The sequence below is a fragment of the Photorhabdus asymbiotica genome, assembly GCF_003634575.1.
Taxonomy (GTDB): Bacteria; Pseudomonadota; Gammaproteobacteria; order Enterobacterales; family Enterobacteriaceae; genus Photorhabdus; species Photorhabdus asymbiotica.
This window is the reverse complement of sequence record NZ_RBLJ01000004.1, coordinates 476,583-496,719: the sequence shown is the minus strand read 5'-3', so window position 1 is coordinate 496,719 and position 20,137 is coordinate 476,583. Positions and strand designations below refer to the sequence as shown.

Sequence of the window (20,137 nt, the reverse complement as noted above, 5' to 3'; positions counted from 1 at the left end):
GGGTGTGAAGGCATTTCGCCTTCACACGTTTTTACCTATTTCAATTTACTTAGTTTTGTATTGCGCCTCAGCATCAATAAAACGCTGTTGTGCTGCTCTGCTCGGTGCCTTGCCCAACAGACTCACAACCACAATTGCAATAGAAGCAAAGACAAAACCTGGGATAATTTCATACAAAGCAAACCACTGGTACTTCATCCACACCAATACCGTGACTGCCCCTACCAACATCCCCGCTAATGCACCATTCCGTGTCATACGTCTCCAGATAACAGAAATCAGTACGACCGGGCCGAACGCAGCGCCAAATCCAGCCCATGCATTACTGACCAAAGCCAATACTTTATTTTCAGGGTTAATCGCTATCACCATCGCGATGACCGCCACTAACAGCACCATGAAACGCCCTACCCACACCAACTCTTTCTGGCTGGCAGATTTACGAATAAAAGGCTTATACAGATCTTCCGTCAATGCACTGGCACACACCAGCAGCTGACAGCTTAAAGTACTCATCACCGCAGCCAGAATAGCGGATAGTAAAACGCCCGCTATCCACGGATTAAACAGAACAACCGCCAATTCCATAAAGATACGTTCACGATTGGCAGCTACCGGACCAGACTGGTCAGGATGCATTTCAAAATAAGCAATACCGAAGAAACCAACCGCAATAGTTCCTGCCAGACATAACACCATCCAAGTCATACTAATACGACGAGCTTTACGAATAGTGTGATGGGAATCTGCCGCCATAAAACGCGCCAGAATATGTGGCTGACCAAAATAACCTAGCCCCCAACCCAATAACGAGATAATGGCAATAAAGTTCAATCCCTTAAACATATCCAAATACGCTGGATTTTTCGCTGCTATCAGAGTAAGAGAGGTATCAATACCGCCCACAGAAAAAATGACGATAACCGGGGTCAGGATAAGCGCAAAGATCATTAATGAAGCTTGAACAGTATCTGTCCAACTGACAGCCAGGAAGCCACCGAGGAAAGTGTAAGCAATCGTTGCTACTGCCCCAAGCCACATGGCTTTCTGGTAACTGATACCAAAAGTACTTTCAAATAATAAACCTCCGGCAACAACACCAGAAGCACAATAGATGGTGAAGAAAATCAGAATAACAAGTGCAGAGATAATGCGCAGAACCTTGCTCTTATCTTCAAAACGACTGGTGAAATAGTCTGGTAGTGTCAAGGCATTGTTATTGACTTCCGTCTGAATCCGTAGCCTGCCTGCAACTAATTTCCAGTTAAGGTAAGCGCCTAAAGCAAGGCCAATTGCTATCCAACTTTCTGAAATCCCGGCAAAATAGACGACGCCAGGCAAGCCCATTAATAACCAACCACTCATATCCGAAGCACCGGCAGACAAAGCCGTTACCACACTGCCCAATCGCCTTCCACCCAAGATATAATCATCAAAATTTTTGGTTGAGCGATAGGCCAAAAAGCCTATCAACAACATTCCAGCAATATAGACAATAAAGGTGATTAGCATTGGTGTATTTACTGTCATGCAAGTTCTCCATAGTTTATCTGTGTTTGCAAAGCCGCAGTTCTCCTGGGTACACAGAGTTTTCCCTGTCAGGTTCAGGAACGTTGCACCTGATTGCACCTAAAGATGATTTATAATTCTAAATTGAAATAATTTTTTTTGTAACAAATTAAAAAGTTACAATGAATCCTAGATTAGCACTAGGTAATTTAACAACTAATTAACGCCATTTTTTACAAGAAACGTTTGCTGAATCACATTTATTTGATTTAAAGGTTATGCTTTTTAACCATTTCACGATTCTACCCCTGTGTTAACCATAAAATGGTAAACCAATATATATCAATTAGATAAAGTCACAATAATAAATATACCTGCCTAATTATAATAAACGGATTAATTTCACAAAAACAAAACAAGCAATTTGCATAAGGTTGCACAAAGTTGCAACATGTCAGATATTATCATGCAACTTAGATAAACCTTACCTATTAAAGGAGCGAGGATGGGTAGTACAACAATGGGCGTAAAGCTTGATGAGGCAACTCGTGATCGCATTAAAGCTGCGGCACAACGGATTGACCGCACTCCACACTGGCTGATTAAACAAGCTATTTTCAACTATCTTGAACGTCTTGAAAATGGCGAACAGATTGCTGAGTTATCTGCCAGTCAAGATCTTAAAGAAGAGAAGATAACTGGAGAAGAAACTACAATAGATTCCTCTTATCAACCCTTCCTCGACTTCGCAGAACATATCCTGCCTCAATCAGTAAAACGTTCTGCAATCACTGCTGCTTATCGTCTGCCAGAGACACAAGCTGTTCCCATGCTGCTACAACAGGCACAGTTGCCAGAAGAGCAAGCACAAGCAACTCATAAACTGGCTTACAGCATTGCAGAAAAATTACGTAACCAGAAAAACAGCATTGGCCGTTCAGGTTTAGTTCAAGGGCTGTTACAGGAATTTTCACTTTCATCTCAGGAAGGCGTTGCCTTGATGTGCCTTGCGGAAGCTCTGCTCCGTATTCCTGACAAAGCCACCCGTGATGCACTGATCCGAGATAAAATCAGTAATGGCAACTGGCATTCCCATTTGGGCCAAAGTTCATCCATGTTTGTCAATGCAGCAACATGGGGGCTATTATTTACCGGCAAACTAGTTTCTACCCATAACGAAGCCAAACTTTCTAACTCATTGAATCGCATTATTAGCAAAAGTGGTGAACCATTAGTGCGTAAAGGCGTAGATATGGCAATGCGTCTGATGGGTGAACAGTTTGTGACAGGCGAAACTATCGCTCAAGCGCTGGCCAGTGCACGTAAATTGGAAGAAAAAGGATTTCGTTATTCCTATGACATGCTGGGTGAAGCTGCTTTAACGGAGAAAGATGCTCAGGATTATATGGTTTCCTACCAACAGGCGATCCATGCTATCGGTAAGGCATCCAATGGCCGCGGCATTTATGAAGGACCTGGAATTTCCATTAAGCTTTCTGCCCTGCATCCACGCTATAACCGTGCTCAATATGAACGAGTCATGGATGAGCTGTATCCGCGTCTGCTTTCCCTGACATTACAAGCATACCAATATGATATTGGTATCAATATTGATGCAGAAGAAGCAGATCGGCTGGAAATTTCCCTCGATTTGCTGGAAAAACTCTGTTTTGAGCCACAACTGGCTGGCTGGAATGGCATTGGTTTCGTTATTCAGGCTTATCAGAAACGCTGCCCATTTGTTATTGACGCAATAATTGATTTGGCACAACGTAGCCGTCGTCGTCTGATGGTGCGATTGGTAAAAGGTGCTTACTGGGATAGCGAAATTAAACGTGCCCAAATAGATGGGCTGGAAGGTTATCCAGTTTACACCCGTAAAGTTTATACCGATGTTTCTTATCTGGCTTGTGCCCGCAAGTTACTGTCAGTACCGAATTTGATTTACCCGCAGTTTGCTACCCACAATGCTCATACTTTATCTGCTGTTTATCATATGGCCGGTCAAAATTATTACCCTGGTCAATATGAATTCCAATGTTTGCATGGCATGGGAGAACCACTGTACGAACAAGTCGTTGGGAAAATCGCTGATGGCAAACTAAACCGCCCATGCCGCATTTATGCGCCAGTAGGCACGCACGAAACGCTATTGGCCTATCTCGTCCGTCGTCTGCTGGAAAATGGTGCTAACACTTCCTTCGTCAACCGTATCGCTGACACGACACTGCCATTGGATGAACTGGTTGCTGATCCAGTGAAAAAAGTTCAGAAGCTGGCTGAAGCCGAAGGTCAAATTGGTCTTCCACATCCGAAAATCCCTCTGCCTCACAGCCTGTATGGCAAAGATCGCGTAAACTCAGCCGGTTTGGATCTTTCTAACGAGCATCGCTTAGCTTCTCTTTCCAGTGCACTGCTCAGTTCTGCTACCGAAGAGCGGTACAGTGAGCCACTACTGGGCGGTAACTATTGCCATCAAGGTGAGTTACCGGCAGCTAAACCAGTCATTAATCCAGCGACTCCTCTGGATATCGTTGGCCATGTGCGTGAAACAACCGAACAAGAAGTCAGTCATGCACTAGATGTCGCAACAGAAGCTGGAGCAATCTGGTTTGCAACTCCACCATCAGAACGGGCTGCAATTTTGATTCGTGCGGCTGAACTGATGGAAAACCAGATGCAACCATTACTGGGTATTTTGGTTCGGGAAGCAGGCAAAACCTTTAATAATGCGATTGCGGAAGTACGAGAAGCCGTCGATTTCCTCCATTATTATGCCGGGCAAGTTCGCCACGATTTCGCTAATGATACCCATCGTCCACTGGGACCCGTTGTCTGTATCAGCCCATGGAACTTCCCATTGGCTATTTTCACTGGACAGATAGCTGCTGCACTGGCCGCTGGAAACAGTGTTTTGGCAAAACCTGCTGAACAGACGCCATTAATTGCCGCCATTGCAGTCAAGATACTGCATCAAGCTGGCATTCCCCACGGTGTACTACAATTATTACCTGGCCGAGGTGAAACCGTTGGCTCTCTTCTGGTTGGTGATGACAGAATACGCGGTGTGATGTTTACTGGCTCTACTGAAGTTGCCGGTCTGTTACAACGCAATATTGCCGGACGACTTGATGCACAAGGACGACCAACTCCTCTCATTGCCGAGACAGGTGGTCTAAATGCAATGATTGTTGACTCTTCTGCTCTCACAGAACAAGTTGTTACTGATGTTGTCGCCTCTGCTTTTGACAGTGCTGGTCAACGTTGCTCTGCCTTACGTATTCTTTGCATTCAGGAAGATGTGGCAGAAAGAACCATTACCATGCTGAAAGGAGCAATGTCTGAATGCCGGATGGGTAATCCTGAACGCCTTTCTACCGATATCGGGCCAGTCATTGATGCGGAAGCCAAAGCCGGTATCGATCGCCATATTCAGGCAATGCGTACCAAAGGACGCACGATTTACCAGGCAGCGTACAACAATCCGATTGACAGTAAAGAGTGGGAACAAGGCACCTTTGTTAAACCAACGCTAATTGAATTAGAAAGCTTTAATGAACTGAAAAAAGAGATCTTCGGCCCTGTTCTACATGTTGTCCGTTTTAAACGTGATGAACTGGATAAATTGCTGGATCAGATTAACGATTCCAACTACGGACTGACATTAGGTGTACACACTCGTATTGATGAAACTATTGCACAGGTCACAGCGAAAGCAAAAGTGGGTAACCTGTATGTTAACCGCAATATGGTAGGGGCTGTTGTTGGTGTACAACCGTTTGGCGGTGAAGGCTTGTCCGGTACAGGTCCGAAAGCGGGTGGTCCGCTCTATTTATACCGTTTACTCTCTTGCCGCCCTCAAAATGCAATTAATCAAACGCTGGAACGTCAAGATGCTGAATATCCACTGGAAGCCAATGCGCGTTTGGCACTGATGGCTCCATTTGACGCATTGGCGGAATGGGTTACCAATCAGCACAACGAAGAGCTAAATCAGCTGGTTCAACAGTACAAACTGCTCGCACAAGGTGGCACGACTCGCCTATTACCTGGACCTACAGGTGAACGCAATACTTACACCCTGTTACCTCGTGGTCAGGTATTGTGTCTGGCGGACAATCAACGGGATACCTTGATCCAACTGGCCGCAACATTGTCTGTTGGCTGTCAGTTACTCTGGCAAAATGATGAAATGCATCAACAATTGTTCCGTCAATTGCCGGATAGCGTCCGTAAAGCAATCAATCTGGTTCAGGACTGGCAACGTGAAGATACAGCATTCGAAGCGGTTATTTACCACGGCGATTCTGATCAACTCCGTCAAGTCTGCGAGCAAATTGCTCAACGCAAAGGACCTATCATCTCCGTACAAGGTTTTGCCCGTGGAGAAACTAACCTATTGTTAGAACGTCTGCTGCATGAACATTCACTGAGTATTAATACCGCTGCGGCAGGAGGCAATGCCAGCCTGATGACTATCGGGTAATACTTAAAACAACTAGGGGAACACCTCAAAGATGTGTTCCCCTGAAATTGGTGATCTCTTTACTGTTATATTTCCAGCTTAATGACCGCCCTGCTGCCAACTCAAATACTGCTCATACTTACGCAAGGCAATGTTGTAGTTACTGAATGCCGACTGTGATAGTTTCTCACTCAGTTTTTCCTGGATTTTCTCTGTTGTGAACTCTTTTACAGGGTAATTGCTTGAAGTAAGCAATTCATCCAAACGTCGTAAGCGAACCACGTACTCACGAACAGTACTGTGGCTCATTTCCGTTTGTTCAAACAGATACTGTTTGAAAGACATGATGTCAAAATAATCTGTCTCGCTGTTGCAATAAATCTCACTGCAAAAACGGCATAATGCGACAAATTTATCTTGCAACTCATCCCAAGTCTTATCATCAATCAACTCCGTCATCTCGGAAATTGACTCTTTATTGATCACTTGGCCATTAAAAACCAAAGAGATGCGATCAAGAGCTTTGTGACAATGCAAGCAATGAGTTTGACTATGTTTGTAGTCTTTAATGTAACGGCTGAGCGGCCGTTTCTTTTGTGTTGTAACAGACATAAGAGATAAAGCCCTGTGTGTAGTCTTAAACAAAAAACAAATAAGCAAAAAGTTACTTTTCCGGATTTAAGCGAGCCCGCAGACGTTTAATCGCCTGGCTATGTAACTGACTTATGCGGGACTCCCCGACTTCAAGTACTGCGCCAATCTCTTTCAGATTAAGTTCTTCCTGATAATACAGCGTCAGAACCATTTTTTCTCGCTCGGGTAACGAATCAATGGCATCAATTACCCGTTGACGAACATCACTTTCCAACAATTGTTGTAAAGGATTGGTTTCATGCCCTTCTTCAATGACAGGTTCACAGCTTTCACCATGCATTTCGTGCCATTCGTCGTAAGAAAACAACTGACTGTTATTCGTATCTAACAGTATCTGCCGATATTCTACCAGATCAATCTTTAATTCTTTAGCAACTTCCTGCTCACTGGCTGGACGGCCTAAGTCTTGCTCAAGTTTACGGATGGTTTGCGTCACTTCGCGCGCATTACGTCGCACACTACGCGGAGCCCAATCACGGCTCCTTAACTCATCCAACATTGCACCTCTGATGCGTTGTACCGCATAAGTGGTAAACGCGGTTCCCTGTAAGGAATCAAAACGTTCCACCGCATTTAGTAAGCCGATTCCTCCGGCCTGAAGCAGATCATCCAGCTCCACACACGCAGGTAATCTAACTTGTAGCCTTAACGCTTCATGGCGAACTAATGGTACATAGCGCTTCCAGAGGCTGTTTTTGTCCATCACGCCTTCGGCGGTATACAAATCGCTCACAACAACAGACACCTTTGGAATAAGAGACTAACTACCATTATCCAATCCCCTAACAAGGGCAATCGTTTGAACAATGTAGTAAAAGCGCTTCTTTTTCACCTATGCGAAATTTATTGTCCGCCTAATAATAACACAAATTTTAGGCTGTTCACGATAAACGACTAAAAAAGAAGGACCGGCGAACCGATCCTTGATTTATTTGGATTTTTATGTGAATCAGATTCACATATTGCCTTAACCGCGCAGCAGAGACAATACAGAATTAGGAACTTGGTTAGCCTGAGCCAGAACCGCAGTACCTGCCTGTTGCAGAATTTGACCACGGCTCATGTTAGACACTTCGGTTGCGTAATCAGCATCTTCGATACGGCTACGAGCAGAGCTCAGGTTGTTAACAGTGTTGTTCAGGTTGTTAACGGTAGATTCCAGACGGTTCTGGATCGCACCCAGAGAACTGCGCAGGCTGTCAACTTGTGCCAGGGCGCTATCCAAAGCTTTCAGCGGCTCTTTCGATGCTTCAGCTGTGATATCCTTGCCCGCTGTTAATTTACCATCTTTAGCAATAGTGGCTTGGAAAGATTTTGTTTTACCATCGTTATCCTTACCAATAACAACATATTTGTCAGGATCAACTGAACCATCGTCCTTAACGGCATGATAAACATTCACATTTTTTAGGTCTTTAACTTTAACATCAGCAGAGTAATCTATCTTGCTTTTTGTACCAGCGCCTTTACCATCATCAACCTCTGTAACTGCATCACCATGCGGAACTTCCGCAGAAAGAGTAAATTTCTCCAGTTTCAGGGCTTCTCTATCAATTTTTTTCAAATCAATGTTGATAACTTCATTATCATTAGCACCAACCTGAATAGTCATTTTGTTATCTTCACGCAGTACACGAACACCGTTGAACTGAGTTTGCTCGGAAATGCGATCAATTTCATCTAAACGCTGAGTAACTTCTTCCTGGATAGATTTGATATCGCTCTCAGAGTTGCTTTCGTTTTGTGCCTGAACAGTCAGTTCACGAATACGTTGTAAGTTAGTGTTAATTTCGTTCAGAGCACCTTCGGTAGTCTGTGCAATAGAGATACCGTCATTAGCGTTACGTGCTGCCTGAGTCAAACCTCTAACATTTGCAGTAAAACGGTTAGCGATCGCTTGACCAGCCGCATCATCCTTCGCGCTATTGATACGCAGGCCAGAAGACAGACGCTCGATAGCGTTACCCAAAGTACCCTGGGATTTGGTCAGGTTATTCTGAGTCAGCAGGGACAGACTGTTGGTGTTGATGACTTGTGCCATAGTTAGAGTTCCTTTTTAAAATCAAGTCGATATATAAGTTTGGGGTTTTACCCACGGTGTTCATCACCGCCAACAGTTTTATCGGCGCTCCTCAAAGAACCTTTAATTTTTCTTGAAAAAACTTTTTCTTTTTTATCACTCTTCCCTTATAAGCCAAACAGCGCCAGTTCTTCACGACTATTCCTACCATCAAAAAATTATTTTTATTAGTAAACTTTTTTCGAAACTTACCGATAACCGGTTCAATAAAGATTTACTAATAAAGGAGTCAATATGGCTAGCATTTCTTCATTAGGGGCCGGATCGGGGATGGAATTAGGCCCTATACTGGATAAACTTCAGGCAGCAGAACAAAAACGTTTAGTTCCTTTGACAGAACAGCAAACCAGTTATAAAGGTAAGTTAACGGCTTTTGGTACGTTAAAAAGTAGCTTAGAAAAACTGGAAACCGCTTCTGAATCACTGAAAAAATTCGATAAACTGAATACAACTACCGTCAGTGACAAACATGACGCATTCACTGCCAGTACTGATTCTAAAGCCACCCCAGGTAACTACAGCATTACCGTTGAACAATTGGCACAGGCCCAATCATTACATACAGAAAAAGTCAGTAATATCAAAGCGCTCCAAGGTGAATCTTTGGGCGAAGGTAAAACCCGGACCATCACTATCACCCAACCGGGTGAAAAAAAGCCGATGAAAATCGTGCTGACAGACGAACAGACGTCCATTATTGAGATCAAGGACGCAATTAATAAACAGGAAGGTAATGTCAGCGCCAGTATTATGAAAGCGAAAGATGGCGAAAACAATTTAGTGCTGACAGCTAAAAAAGCCGGTACTGAATCAGTGATGACAATTAAAGTTGAAGGTGATAACAAACTTAGCCAACTTCTAGATTATTCTTCAGAGAAGAAGGGCAAACTAACTGAAGCAGTTAAAGCCCAAAATGCGCATTTAACCGTTAATAACATCTCAATTGAGCGGCAGACAAACCATATTACTGATGCACCAGAAGGCATTATACTGGATCTGAAAAAAACGACCGAAGATAAAGATAAACCTGGAAAACATAAGCCAGAAATGCTGGTCGTATCCCGTGATATTGAGCCGATGAAAGAGGCGATTAAAAACTGGGTTGATGCTTATAATGAGCTGCAAACAACGTTTGATTCGCTAACCAAATATAAGCCAGTAAAACAGGGTGAAGAACCTTCGAAAGATAACGGCGCTTTATTAGGTGACAGTACATTACGTGGAATCCAGAACCAATTAAGAAGCCAAATTTTCAGCTCTCAGGCTGTTAATGATATTCCAACCCTAAATAAACTGGGGATTAAACAAAAGTTTGACGGCAAACTGGAAATTGATAACGAAAAACTGGAAAAGAACCTGAAAGAAAAACCGGCTAATGTAAAAGCATTCTTTATGGGTGACGGTAAAGAAACCGGTTTTGCCACCCAAACGCATAAACTATTAAAAGATGCCTTGGATAGTCATGAAGGTACCTTAGTTACCGCGACCAACGGTATTAACAAGCGTCTCAAAACACTTGAGAGACAAGTAGACAGGACGAAAGATAATATTAACCAAACGATTGAACGTTATAAACGCCAATTTTCACAACTGGATAAAATGGTCTCTTCTCTAAAACAGACCAGTAACTTCCTATTACAGCAGATGAGATAATTAAAGGAAATTATGTATCAACGTTCGGCAAGTCAATTATATGCCCAGATAGATGTGGAAAGCGAAATCATGAACGCTTCCCCCTATCAGTTGATTCAGATTTTGTTCAACGGGGCGCTTAGCGCCCTACGTCGAGCAATTATTCTGATGGAGCAAGGAAATATCGCAGAAAAAGGTGCAGCTATTTCCAAAGCGATCAATATCATTGATAATGGCCTCAAACAGGGGTTAAATAACGAGAAAGGCGGAGAGCTGGCACACAATCTTGCTTCCCTTTACGACTATATGACCCAACGTTTACTCCAAGCTAATTTACGCAATGATGAGACAGCCATTACCGAAGTTATAAAGTTACTCACCGAGATTTCAGAAGCTTGGCGGCAAATTGGCCCTCATTACAACGCCAGTCAGGATATTGTTTAATGGATAATGAAATGGATCTTTTGTCAGCTTACCAACAGATCCTAAGTTTAAGTGAGCAAATGCTTAATTTAGCCAAAAATGAAAAATGGGATGAGCTTGTTGATATGGAAATCACCTACCTCAAGGCAGTAGAAGTGATTAGCCAATCTTCAATATCATCTGCCACCTCTCTTTCATTACAACAAAAAATGACCAACATTTTGCAGATAATTTTAGATAATGAAAATGAGATTAAAAAACTACTACAGAAAAGACTTGATGAATTAAGTAAACTCATCAAACAAGCAGGCCGACAGCAACTATTAAACGATAGCTACGGCCAATTCCCTGTTGAACCCTATCATACCCTTACGGAACATAAGTAATTGAGAAATAAAGGTGATGTACTCTCATCACCATTATTTACTCGTTTTGTGAGCTTGGTTTAGGGTGTATTGATTGCAATTCAAATCATAAGAAATAGATAAGAAATCTTGGTAATTAAATAGTGTCTGCTAGAAATGAGCAATGATAAATAAAATAAATCGGTATGAAAAACCCCAAAGTACCGTAATTGATTGCTGATGTTTAGCAATAAAGATAGAGAAGAAACATCGTTATAACCTTGAACCTAATACAATTCAGACTAGCCAATACTCCTCTGAATACCTCGAAACTCATCCACTTTATGATATTTCAGAAAATCATATTTAATTGAAAAATAAATCATTTTCCTATTTTATTATTTTTACGTCCCCAAAATGGGAAAGGAAATTATTCTATTCTCCACTTCGACAGATTATGGTTTCTATCTCATTCAAAGAAAAGCCCGATCAACATATTTTACTCTCCACCAAAAACTTGACCTACGATACCCACTTCCGTAATAGTGTAGCTATATACAACACAATGCCATAAAGTTACAAATTCAGCTAACCACATTAAATACAACTAAAAAACCAGATGGTATGAATGCCCCGGGTTGGAAACTTCATCCGTAAAAAGAAACTGATTTAAATGGTCAGTGGGCCATATCGGTTAATGACAATTGGCGACTAACATTTAGATTTGAAGGCAAAGATACCATTCTCATTAACTACCAAGATTATCACTGAGGAATAATAACCTGAGCAGAATGTATAACCCGGCACATCCCGGATTTGTTTTACGCGAATATCTTGGAGATATAGCTGTCACAGACGCTGCAAAATCATTAGGCATAACTCGCGCCGCATTATCCCGTATATTAAACAGCAATGCCGGTATATCCGCTGATATGGCATTACGTCTAGAAGCAGCATTGGGAACCAGAGCTGAAATGTGGACTGAAATGCAATCTCAGTATGAGCTATGGATTGCCTCTCAACACAAAAGACCAGAAATAAAACCGATGGAATATCCTGTTTGCAGCGCCGCAGAAATTATCCACGACACTCGCGATCTCTCTTATTAACGATAGACATCAATAGCTTAATATACCTACACCTGCATATTCATAATTTCCTGATACGAAGCTACCAGCTTATTTCTTACCTGAACGCCCATTTGCAAAGCAATACTGGACTTTTGCATATCCACCATTACATCATTCAATTCAATACCAGGTACACCCAGCGTAAAATCCTGAGCTTGTTTTGTAGCATTCAAACGTGTTTGGTTAATTTTACCAACAGCTGCCATCAGTTGACTGGCAAACCCTCCCTGCAATGGCATTGGCTTCGCAATGCTTGCTGACTGTAGTGCCTGAGCCTGCATCTGTTGCAGTACCCCTTCAATTGCTTGAATTGACATAAAAACCTCGTGTTAAACCACCCTACGCAATTCAATGCCATATTAACCCAAGGTTTATACGGCATATCTTTAGACTGCCACCCTAACATAGCCCCCTCAATCTAAAGCGGGTAATTAACGTAAAAAGTCAGGGCTTATTGTGCCATTAAAAGATGAGTGAACAGCGAATAATGACAAGACTGAAAATAGGAAGAATTCTTTCGCTTGCGTATGGGGAGTCTGTTTTGTTACGCCACGCTTTTAGTATTCATGTTGAACAGCAAGGCAAGGATCGTCTATGAGTGCCGCAACAACCGACATTGAAAATCAAACTAATGGTTTCAGCACTATCATTAACCGGATAAAAGCTGATCCTAAAGTGCCATTATTGGTTGCAGGCAGCGCAGCCATTGCTATTGTCATTGCCCTTTTCCTGTGGTTACGCAGCCCCGATTATCGGGTGCTTTACAGTAATCTAAGCGATAAAGACGGTGGCGAGATTGTCACACAACTAACCCAATTAAATATCCCTTACCGCTTTGCCGAAAATGGCTCTGCTATCATGATCCCTGCCGGACAGGTACATGAAACACGGCTAAGACTGGCACAACAAGGATTACCTAAGGGTGGAGCCGCCGGATTCGAGCTACTCGATAAAGAAAAGTTTGGTATCAGCCAGTTCAGTGAACAAGTTAACTACCAAAGAGCATTGGAAGGTGAACTGTCACGGACAATTGAATCTTTGGGGCCTGTGCAAAATGCCCGTGTTCATCTTGCACTACCCAAACCGTCTCTGTTTGTTCGTGAACAAAAGTCCCCTTCCGCATCCGTTACCGTTGGATTGTTGCAAGGCCGTACACTGGATGAAGGCCAGATCAATGCCATTGTCCATATGGTTTCCAGCAGTGTTGCTGGGCTTCCACCAAGCAATGTCACTATTGTTGATCAGGCCGGGCGTCTATTGACACAAGCCGATGCCACCGGGCGCGATCTGAATACCAGTCAGCTAAAATACATTCAGGAAGTAGAAAACCGCTTCCAGCAACGTATTGAAGCTATTCTGACCCCGGTCGTCGGTCGTGGTAACGTTCACGCCCAAGTGACTGCCCAAGTAGATTTCTCGCGCCGTGAAGAGACGGCTGAAGAATACAAACCCAACCAACCCCCTAATCAGGCCGCAGTTCGCTCAAAACAGCTCAGTGAAAGTGAGCAGAGTGGCGGCCCTCTGGTTGGTGGCATTCCCGGCGCACTTTCCAATCAACCAAGCCCGCCACCAAGCGCGCCGATTGAGAAACCCAATACTAAAGAGAGTAATAAAAGCGACAAAAGCGATAAGAAAACATCATCCTCAGGTAACAGTAATGAGCGCATGGTGAACAATAATCGCAATAACCGCCGTGACGAAACCACAAACTATGAAGTGGACCGGACTATTCGTCATGTGCAACAGCAAGCTGGCGGAGTTGAACGCCTGTCTGTCGCGGTTGTCGTCAATTATGTCACTGTCGAAGGCAAAAATGGCCCAGAAACGCAGGCATTAACCCCGGAACAACTGGCGAAAATAGAAGCGCTGACCAGAGAAGCGATGGGCTTTTCCAAAGAACGTGGCGATAGTTTGAATGTGGTTAACACACCATTTACTGAAAGCAAAGAGAATATCGAGGTTATTCCAGTATGGCAGAACCCTATTCTGCTGGAAAAAGCCTTTGATTTTGGCCGCTATCTTCTCTTGATACTGGTGGCATGGCTTCTGTGGCGCAAAATGGTGGTTCCTCAACTTGCCAAAAAACGTGCCGCAGAAAAAGCCGCGCTTGAAGCACAAAAAGCTCAGAAAAAGCAAGCAACTGAATCCAGTGCAGAAATGGATGAAAGAACCCGTCAGAGACTGACACGCCAACGGGTCAGTGCTGAAATTCAAAGCCAACGTATCCGCGAACTGGCAGAAAAAGATCCTCGCGTTGTAGCGCTGGTGATCCGTCAATGGATGAGTAACGAACAATGAGCCTAAACGGAACAGAAAAAAGCGCCGTCATGTTAATGACCCTGGGAGAAGATCAGGCGGCAGAGGTGTTTAAACACCTGAATTCCAGGGAAGTTCAGCAACTTAGTATTACCATGGCAGGTATGCGCCAGGTTTCTAACCAGCAATTGGCCGATGTACTGGCAGAATTTGAAGAAGATGCTAGCCAATATGCAGCACTAAGTATCAATGCCAGTGATTATCTGCGTTCAGTGTTGATTAAAGCACTCGGTGAAGAGCGCGCCTCCAGTCTGCTTGAGGATATTCTCGAATCCCGCGAAACCACCACCGGTATTGAGACCCTCAACTTTATGGAGCCCCAAATGGCCGCCGATATGATCCGTGAAGAGCATCCACAGATCATCGCCACCATTCTGGTGCACTTAAATCGCGGACAGGCAGCCGATATCCTAGCGCTATTTGATGACAAATTGCGTAATGACATCATGCTGCGTATCGCCACTTTCGGCGGAGTCCAACCGGCTGCGTTGGCCGAACTGACAGAAGTGCTCAATAACCTATTAGATGGTCAGAACCTCAAACGCAGCAAAATGGGTGGCATTCGTACTGCGGCTGAAATCATCAATCTGATGAAAAGTCAGCAGGAAGAGAATGTTATCGAAGCAATGCGCACTTACGATAGTGAATTGGCACAAAAAATCATTGATGAAATGTTCCTGTTCGAAAACCTCATTGATGTAGATGACCGCAGTATCCAGCGTCTGTTGCAGGAAATCTCTACCGACTCCTTGCTCATTGCACTAAAAGGCTGCAACCAGCAACTACGCGACCACTTCCTCAATAATATGTCTCAACGTGCCGCGGAGATTATGCGCGACGACCTGGCAAACCGCGGTCCGGTGCGTATGTCTCAGGTAGAAAGCGAACAGAAAGCCATCCTGCTTATTGTTCGTCGTCTGGCAGAAAGCGGTGAGATTATCCTGAATGGTGGTGACGATAGCTATGTCTGATAAGTTGAACAATGCCGGCTGGCAGCCATGGAAACCCAACGAACTCACACAATGGGAGAAACTGCGGGCCAAACCAGAGCCTACTGACGACCCACAGGAAACCGCTGAGCATGATGAAATCCTTCAGCAAGCGGCGATGCTGGATAGTTTGAAAGAACAGGCTCGACAGGCAGGACATGAGCAAGGATTTGCCGAAGGTCAGGCTCAAGGCTATGAAAAAGGATACCAGGCCGGCCTAGAAGCCGGTCTGGAGCAAGGATTGCAGAATGCCATTCAGCAACAACAACCTATCACAGAACAGTGGCAAAACATGCTGGCCGATTTCCAGCATTCACTTGAAGGTCTCGATACCATTATTGCATCCCGTTTGATGCAGTTATCGCTGACCGCCGCAAAACAGATCCTTGGTCAACCGGCGATTTGTGATGGCACTGCCCTACTCAACCAGATCCGTGAATTTATCCAACAGGAACCGATGTTCAGTGGTAAACCGCAACTCCGGGTTCATCCACAAGATCTTCCAATGGTTGAGAAGCAACTGGGAAATACGCTCTCACTACACGGTTGGCGTTTACTGGCAGATAACAAACTGCACCCTGGTGGTTGCAAAATCAGTGCAGATGAAGGCGATTTGGATGCCAGCCTGGCTACTCGCTGGCATGAATTATGCCGGTTGGCAGCGCCGGGAGAGTTGTAATGACGGCAAGACTCGGACGTTGGTTAGCAACGCTGGATGCTTTTGAGAAAAAGCTAGAGAAAACTTCGCCGGTTCGTCGTTATGGACGTCTGACCAGAGCAACGGGGCTGGTCATGGAAGCAACTGGCTTACATCTGCCGCTGGGAGCGACATGTCTGATTGAGCGACAAAATGGCGGCAATATTGAAGAAGTTGAAAGTGAAGTCGTTGGTTTTAATGGCGACAAGCTGTTATTGATGCCGCTTGAAGATCTGGAAGGTATTGTACCCGGCGCCCGTGTTTATTCTCGTCCGTACAGCGGCGAAGATTGCAGCAGTGGGCGCCAGTTACCGCTTGGCCCGGAACTGCTGGGACGGGTGTTAGATGGTGCTGGCCGCCCACTAGATGGCTTTCCGTCACCCGATACTGGCTATCGCGCACCACTTACTACACCACCAATTAACCCGCTGCAACGCACGCCAATCAGCGAAGTATTGGATGTCGGCGTACGGGCGATCAATGCCCTCCTGACAGTAGGCCGCGGGCAGCGCATGGGCTTGTTTGCCGGTTCTGGCGTGGGTAAGAGTGTTCTGCTTGGCATGATGGCACGTTATACCCAGGCAGATGTGATTGTCGTTGGCTTGATCGGAGAACGTGGCCGCGAAGTTAAAGATTTCATTGAAAACATCCTTGGCGCGACAGGTTTAGCCCGCTCAGTGGTTGTCGCCGCACCTGCCGATATTTCACCGTTATTGCGGATGCAAGGCGCATCCTACGCTACCCGTATCGCTGAAGATTTCCGGGACCGGGGTAAGCATGTATTGCTGATCATGGATTCATTGACCCGCTACAGTATGGCGCAGCGTGAAATTGCATTAGCAATCGGCGAACCACCAGCAACCAAAGGCTATCCTCCTTCGGTTTTCGCTAAACTTCCGGCACTGGTGGAGCGTGCGGGGAATGGTGTTAACGGCGGTGGCTCAATTACCGCGTTTTACACCGTCCTGACTGAAGGGGATGATCAGCAAGATCCAATAGCCGATGCGGCCAGAGCTATTCTGGATGGCCACATTGTGCTTTCCCGTTCACTCGCAGAATCAGGGCACTACCCGGCGATTGATATTGAAGCCTCTATCAGCCGCGCCATGACATCGCTAATTAATAAACAACATTACCGGCAGGTACAACAATTCAAACAACTGCTTGCCAGTTATCAGCGTAACCGTGACCTAATTAATGTTGGTGCCTATGCAGCAGGCAGTGATCCGCTCCTGGACAAAGCGATAGAACTTTATCCCTACATGGCACAATTTCTACAACAGGATATTGAAGAGCGTAGTGAATATGCGGCTGCCTGTACTCAACTACAGCAGTTGTTACCTGTGTAACGTAATGATTTTCTGTCTGTTGCCATTAAAGCGAGGAATAAGATGCAGCAACAATCACCTCTCATGACCTTGCGTGAACTTGCACAAAATGCAGTGGAAAAAGCAGCTACTCACCTTGCACAGGTTCGTCAGAACCATCAGCAAATGGAGCAACAACTTGCAACATTGATAGGTTATCAAGATGAGTACCGAGTACGCCTGAACGACACGCTAAGTAGCGGTATGCCGTGCACGGCCTGGCAAAACTATCAGCAATTCATGAAAACGTTGGAAAAAGCGATTGAACAGCACAAATTACAGCTCAATCAATGGCAACAGCGGCTTGATACCGCTTTATCACAATGGCAGGAAAAACAACAACGTCTCAATGCCTTCGATACTTTGCAACAGCGGGCAGATAACAACCGAAGATTACATCAGAACCGAACGGAGCAAAAACAAATGGATGAGTATGCCCAACGTAGCACACAATGGAGAAGTAAATAATGAATATCACTCTTTTGCCTGCTGACTTAAAACCGGCAGAAAACCAGCAAACATACAGTGACTTAATCACTGACTCCGAGCAACCTTCAGCTTTTGCTCAATTTCTTAATCTGGAAACCGAACCGGCACAAAAAGGTATGATCAAACCGGGAAAAATATCATCCAAAGAAGGAAAAGAGAGCACGGATGATACCAACAACGGTTTATCACCCTTATTATCTATCTCCCCTGAAATACCAGCGGAATCTATTAACGCCTCACTGATTCCCCTTAATGCAAAAGCAGAAGTCAACAAACAACCGGCTCCTGTTGATGAAAAACTCATGTCAGCCGAAGAATTGGCTGCAAATTTACCTGTGCAATTATCTGGGTTAGCCATCAGATCAGAAAACCAGCAAGAAGCGCCTCAACTTACTGGACTCATTGCACATAATGCTAAAAACCTTCGGGATTTTTCTAAAGAATCCAAGGTGACAGAATTACCAACAGCAAAAAATCTTCTGACTGATACGCCAGAACAGACAAAACAGGCGGAAAAAGTAGAAGAACTTTTTAAAACCAAACCTGAAAACGAACTTGGGCAGCATCCTCAGGTAAAACCCAAGCTTGCTCCGGCAACTATTCAGCGCGGAATTCAACCTGAAAGTACAACGCAAAATCATCCACGTGAATCCGTACTGATTCAGACCACTGCTCCAGCTGAGATCCAGTCCACGCCGATCACCACAGAAAATCAACAAACCGGGCAAATCTCCGCCGTAACGACCTCTCCCTTGCTTTCCGCAGGGCACAATCAAACAGCCCAGTTTCAGTTATCCAGTGCCTCTACCCCCTTATTGAATGCTCAATTGGGTAGTGAAGAGTGGCAACAACAATTAAGCCAGCAAATCATGTTGTTTAACCGCAATGGCTTGCAACAGGCCGAACTACGTCTACACCCACAAGAACTGGGCGCATTACAAATCCGCATGTCTGTTGAAGATAATCAGGCACAATTACATCTGGCATCAGCGCACAGCCATGTCCGGGCTGCGTTAGAAGCGGCATTACCTAACCTTCGTCACGCTTTAGCAGAAACGGGTATTCAACTGACTCAAAGCAGCATCAGCAGTGACAACTCCACACCGTGGCAACAAGAACAACGGTCTGGTTCACAAAATTCTGGCAGCGGCAAAGGCCATAACGCTAACACCTCACCAGAAAGCCTTTCTGCTACAGAAACCACCATAAATTTAACACCTCATCAGCTGGCATCAGCCCGAGGAGGTGTAGATATTTTCGCCTGATGGGGGAAAGTATTTATACCCAATAGATTTCAAGATGCATCGCGACGGCAAGGGAGCGAATCCCCGGGAGCATAGCTAACTATGTGACCGGGGTGAGTGAGTGAAGCCAACAAAGAGGCAACTTGAAAGATCAAGGTTCACAACAAACGAACGAGTTAGTGGTTTTTTCCCCGTTTGTTCCGGCTATTGCCAGAGAAAATACGCGGGATAATGACTATCGATATTGATGGATAAGCAAGTCCGCCACGGAATGAGTGGACACTTGTCCGCAACGAAAACAGGAATTTGTCTGTCCATGTCTGACTATAGCTACGAGCGTAAACGCAAAAATCCATTTTGGATGATACTGTTAGTACTGATTGCCGTTATCGGTGCCGCCATCGGGGGATACAGTTGGTGGGCATTTAAACAGGCAGAAAAGAGTGACTCTGTGGCATCGAAAACCATAGAAGTCCCTGTATTTATGACTCTGGAACCTTTTACCGTCAATCTGATCGACAACGAAGATCACTTTGACCGTGTGCTCTATGTCGGCGTGACTCTACGTTTAGCCGATGAAAAAACCCGCCAGCGCTTCCATGAGTATCTACCGGAAATTCGTAGCCGTATGTTGTTATTACTATCGCGCCAGAAATCAGCAGAACTGGCTCATGACAACGGCAAATTGCGTCTGATGAACGATATCAAGCAAACGCTGAGCCCAACATTGGTACCCGGTGAGCCGGATCAGGTTATCACCGACGTACTGTTTACCACGTTTATTCTGCGATAATCAGC

17 protein-coding genes and 1 pseudogene are annotated in these 20,137 nt (G+C 44.7%); 13 read left to right on the top strand and 5 right to left on the bottom strand.

The features are described 5' to 3' along the window. Window positions 1–45: 45 nt before the first annotated feature. Window positions 46–1,530 carry a sodium/proline symporter PutP gene (putP, locus tag BDD30_RS18005; protein ID WP_041381983.1) on the bottom strand — a complete coding sequence of 495 codons (1,485 nt, stop codon included), beginning with the start codon at window positions 1,528–1,530 and terminating at the stop codon, window positions 46–48. 484 nt (window positions 1,531–2,014) lie between these two features. Here putP and putA point away from each other — a divergent pair, with 484 nt between their 5' ends. Next, window positions 2,015–5,995: a trifunctional transcriptional regulator/proline dehydrogenase/L-glutamate gamma-semialdehyde dehydrogenase gene (gene putA, locus BDD30_RS18000; RefSeq protein WP_015834741.1), complete on the top strand. Its 3,981-nt coding sequence runs from the start codon at window positions 2,015–2,017 to the stop codon at window positions 5,993–5,995. Between the two features lie 78 nt (window positions 5,996–6,073). Here the strand turns inward: putA and fliZ are convergent, their stop codons facing one another. From fliZ to BDD30_RS17985, 3 genes are all read right to left on the bottom strand, one after another. Further along, window positions 6,074–6,586: a flagella biosynthesis regulatory protein FliZ gene (gene fliZ, locus BDD30_RS17995; RefSeq protein ID WP_011146218.1), complete on the bottom strand. Its 513-nt coding sequence runs from the start codon at window positions 6,584–6,586 to the stop codon at window positions 6,074–6,076. A gap of 52 nt (window positions 6,587–6,638) precedes the next feature. After that, a complete protein-coding gene (locus BDD30_RS17990; protein WP_036771487.1) occupies window positions 6,639–7,361 on the bottom strand; it encodes an RNA polymerase sigma factor FliA in 723 nt (240 codons plus the stop codon). A gap of 234 nt (window positions 7,362–7,595) precedes the next feature. Continuing rightward, window positions 7,596–8,669, bottom strand: a complete 1,074-nt coding sequence (locus BDD30_RS17985) for a flagellin FliC (RefSeq protein WP_015834744.1) — start codon at window positions 8,667–8,669, stop codon at window positions 7,596–7,598. A gap of 273 nt (window positions 8,670–8,942) precedes the next feature. Here BDD30_RS17985 and fliD point away from each other — a divergent pair, with 273 nt between their 5' ends. The 5 genes and pseudogenes from fliD (at window position 8,943) to BDD30_RS17960 (ending at window position 12,216) form a co-directional block, all read left to right on the top strand. Continuing rightward, window positions 8,943–10,361, top strand: coding sequence for a flagellar filament capping protein FliD (fliD, locus tag BDD30_RS17980; protein WP_015834745.1), 1,419 nt, complete (start codon window positions 8,943–8,945; stop codon window positions 10,359–10,361). Between the two features lie 12 nt (window positions 10,362–10,373). Continuing rightward, a complete protein-coding gene (gene fliS / locus BDD30_RS17975) occupies window positions 10,374–10,784 on the top strand; it encodes a flagellar export chaperone FliS (RefSeq protein ID WP_015834746.1) in 411 nt (136 codons plus the stop codon). Next, entirely contained in the window at window positions 10,784–11,149 is a 366-nt protein-coding gene (gene fliT / locus BDD30_RS17970; RefSeq protein WP_015834747.1) for a flagella biosynthesis regulatory protein FliT, read from the top strand. Before fliS ends, fliT begins: the two co-directional genes overlap by 1 nt. 630 nt (window positions 11,150–11,779) lie before the next feature. After that, a pseudogene (locus BDD30_RS24340) lies at window positions 11,780–11,878 on the top strand (peptidase); the annotation flags it as partial. Between the two features lie 11 nt (window positions 11,879–11,889). Next, complete coding sequence (locus BDD30_RS17960; protein WP_049795207.1) at window positions 11,890–12,216, top strand: HigA family addiction module antitoxin; 327 nt, start codon at window positions 11,890–11,892, stop codon at window positions 12,214–12,216. Between the two features lie 26 nt (window positions 12,217–12,242). Here BDD30_RS17960 and fliE read toward each other — a convergent pair whose 3' ends face one another. Beyond that, a complete protein-coding gene (fliE, locus tag BDD30_RS17955; RefSeq protein WP_015834749.1) occupies window positions 12,243–12,554 on the bottom strand; it encodes a flagellar hook-basal body complex protein FliE in 312 nt (103 codons plus the stop codon). Window positions 12,555–12,831: 277 nt separating this feature from the next. Here fliE and fliF point away from each other — a divergent pair, with 277 nt between their 5' ends. The 7 genes from fliF to fliL all read left to right on the top strand — a co-directional run bounded on the left by fliF (window position 12,832) and on the right by fliL (window position 20,132). Then, window positions 12,832–14,535, top strand: a complete 1,704-nt coding sequence (fliF, locus tag BDD30_RS17950; protein WP_015834750.1) for a flagellar basal-body MS-ring/collar protein FliF — start codon at window positions 12,832–12,834, stop codon at window positions 14,533–14,535. Continuing rightward, the gene (fliG, locus tag BDD30_RS17945; RefSeq protein WP_015834751.1) at window positions 14,532–15,524 is read left to right on the top strand and encodes a flagellar motor switch protein FliG; all 993 of its coding nucleotides are present in this window, start codon (window positions 14,532–14,534) and stop codon (window positions 15,522–15,524) included. The genes fliF and fliG overlap by 4 nt, the downstream gene beginning before the upstream one ends. Beyond that, window positions 15,517–16,221, top strand: a complete 705-nt coding sequence (gene fliH / locus BDD30_RS17940) for a flagellar assembly protein FliH (RefSeq protein WP_015834752.1) — start codon at window positions 15,517–15,519, stop codon at window positions 16,219–16,221. Before fliG ends, fliH begins: the two co-directional genes overlap by 8 nt. Beyond that, window positions 16,221–17,588, top strand: coding sequence for a flagellar protein export ATPase FliI (gene fliI, locus BDD30_RS17935; protein WP_015834753.1), 1,368 nt, complete (start codon window positions 16,221–16,223; stop codon window positions 17,586–17,588). Before fliH ends, fliI begins: the two co-directional genes overlap by 1 nt. A 42-nt stretch (window positions 17,589–17,630) precedes the next feature. After that, window positions 17,631–18,074: a flagellar export protein FliJ gene (gene fliJ, locus BDD30_RS17930; RefSeq protein ID WP_015834754.1), complete on the top strand. Its 444-nt coding sequence runs from the start codon at window positions 17,631–17,633 to the stop codon at window positions 18,072–18,074. Further along, complete coding sequence (locus BDD30_RS17925; RefSeq protein ID WP_015834755.1) at window positions 18,074–19,360, top strand: flagellar hook-length control protein FliK; 1,287 nt, start codon at window positions 18,074–18,076, stop codon at window positions 19,358–19,360. Before fliJ ends, BDD30_RS17925 begins: the two co-directional genes overlap by 1 nt. A 295-nt stretch (window positions 19,361–19,655) precedes the next feature. Then, a complete protein-coding gene (fliL, locus tag BDD30_RS17920; protein ID WP_041381988.1) occupies window positions 19,656–20,132 on the top strand; it encodes a flagellar basal body-associated protein FliL in 477 nt (158 codons plus the stop codon). Window positions 20,133–20,137: the final 5 nt, after the last annotated feature.

What these genes read in the sequence shown, in the direction of transcription:
- fliF (WP_015834750.1), top strand. Translation starts at nt 12,832, where the DNA reads ATGAGTGCCGCAACAACCGACATTGAAAATCAAACTAATGGTTTCAGC.
- putA (WP_015834741.1), top strand. Translation starts at nt 2,015, where the DNA reads ATGGGTAGTACAACAATGGGCGTAAAGCTTGATGAGGCAACTCGTGAT.
- fliZ (WP_011146218.1), bottom strand. Translation starts at nt 6,586, where the DNA reads ATGTCTGTTACAACACAAAAGAAACGGCCGCTCAGCCGTTACATTAAA.
- BDD30_RS17925 (WP_015834755.1), top strand. Translation starts at nt 18,074, where the DNA reads ATGAATATCACTCTTTTGCCTGCTGACTTAAAACCGGCAGAAAACCAG.
- putP (WP_041381983.1), bottom strand. Translation starts at nt 1,530, where the DNA reads ATGACAGTAAATACACCAATGCTAATCACCTTTATTGTCTATATTGCT.
- BDD30_RS17985 (WP_015834744.1), bottom strand. Translation starts at nt 8,669, where the DNA reads ATGGCACAAGTCATCAACACCAACAGTCTGTCCCTGCTGACTCAGAAT.
- fliS (WP_015834746.1), top strand. Translation starts at nt 10,374, where the DNA reads ATGTATCAACGTTCGGCAAGTCAATTATATGCCCAGATAGATGTGGAA.
- fliE (WP_015834749.1), bottom strand. Translation starts at nt 12,554, where the DNA reads ATGTCAATTCAAGCAATTGAAGGGGTACTGCAACAGATGCAGGCTCAG.
- fliL (WP_041381988.1), top strand. Translation starts at nt 19,656, where the DNA reads ATGTCTGACTATAGCTACGAGCGTAAACGCAAAAATCCATTTTGGATG.
- fliH (WP_015834752.1), top strand. Translation starts at nt 15,517, where the DNA reads ATGTCTGATAAGTTGAACAATGCCGGCTGGCAGCCATGGAAACCCAAC.
- fliD (WP_015834745.1), top strand. Translation starts at nt 8,943, where the DNA reads ATGGCTAGCATTTCTTCATTAGGGGCCGGATCGGGGATGGAATTAGGC.
- fliG (WP_015834751.1), top strand. Translation starts at nt 14,532, where the DNA reads ATGAGCCTAAACGGAACAGAAAAAAGCGCCGTCATGTTAATGACCCTG.
- fliT (WP_015834747.1), top strand. Translation starts at nt 10,784, where the DNA reads ATGGATAATGAAATGGATCTTTTGTCAGCTTACCAACAGATCCTAAGT.
- fliJ (WP_015834754.1), top strand. Translation starts at nt 17,631, where the DNA reads ATGCAGCAACAATCACCTCTCATGACCTTGCGTGAACTTGCACAAAAT.
- fliI (WP_015834753.1), top strand. Translation starts at nt 16,221, where the DNA reads ATGACGGCAAGACTCGGACGTTGGTTAGCAACGCTGGATGCTTTTGAG.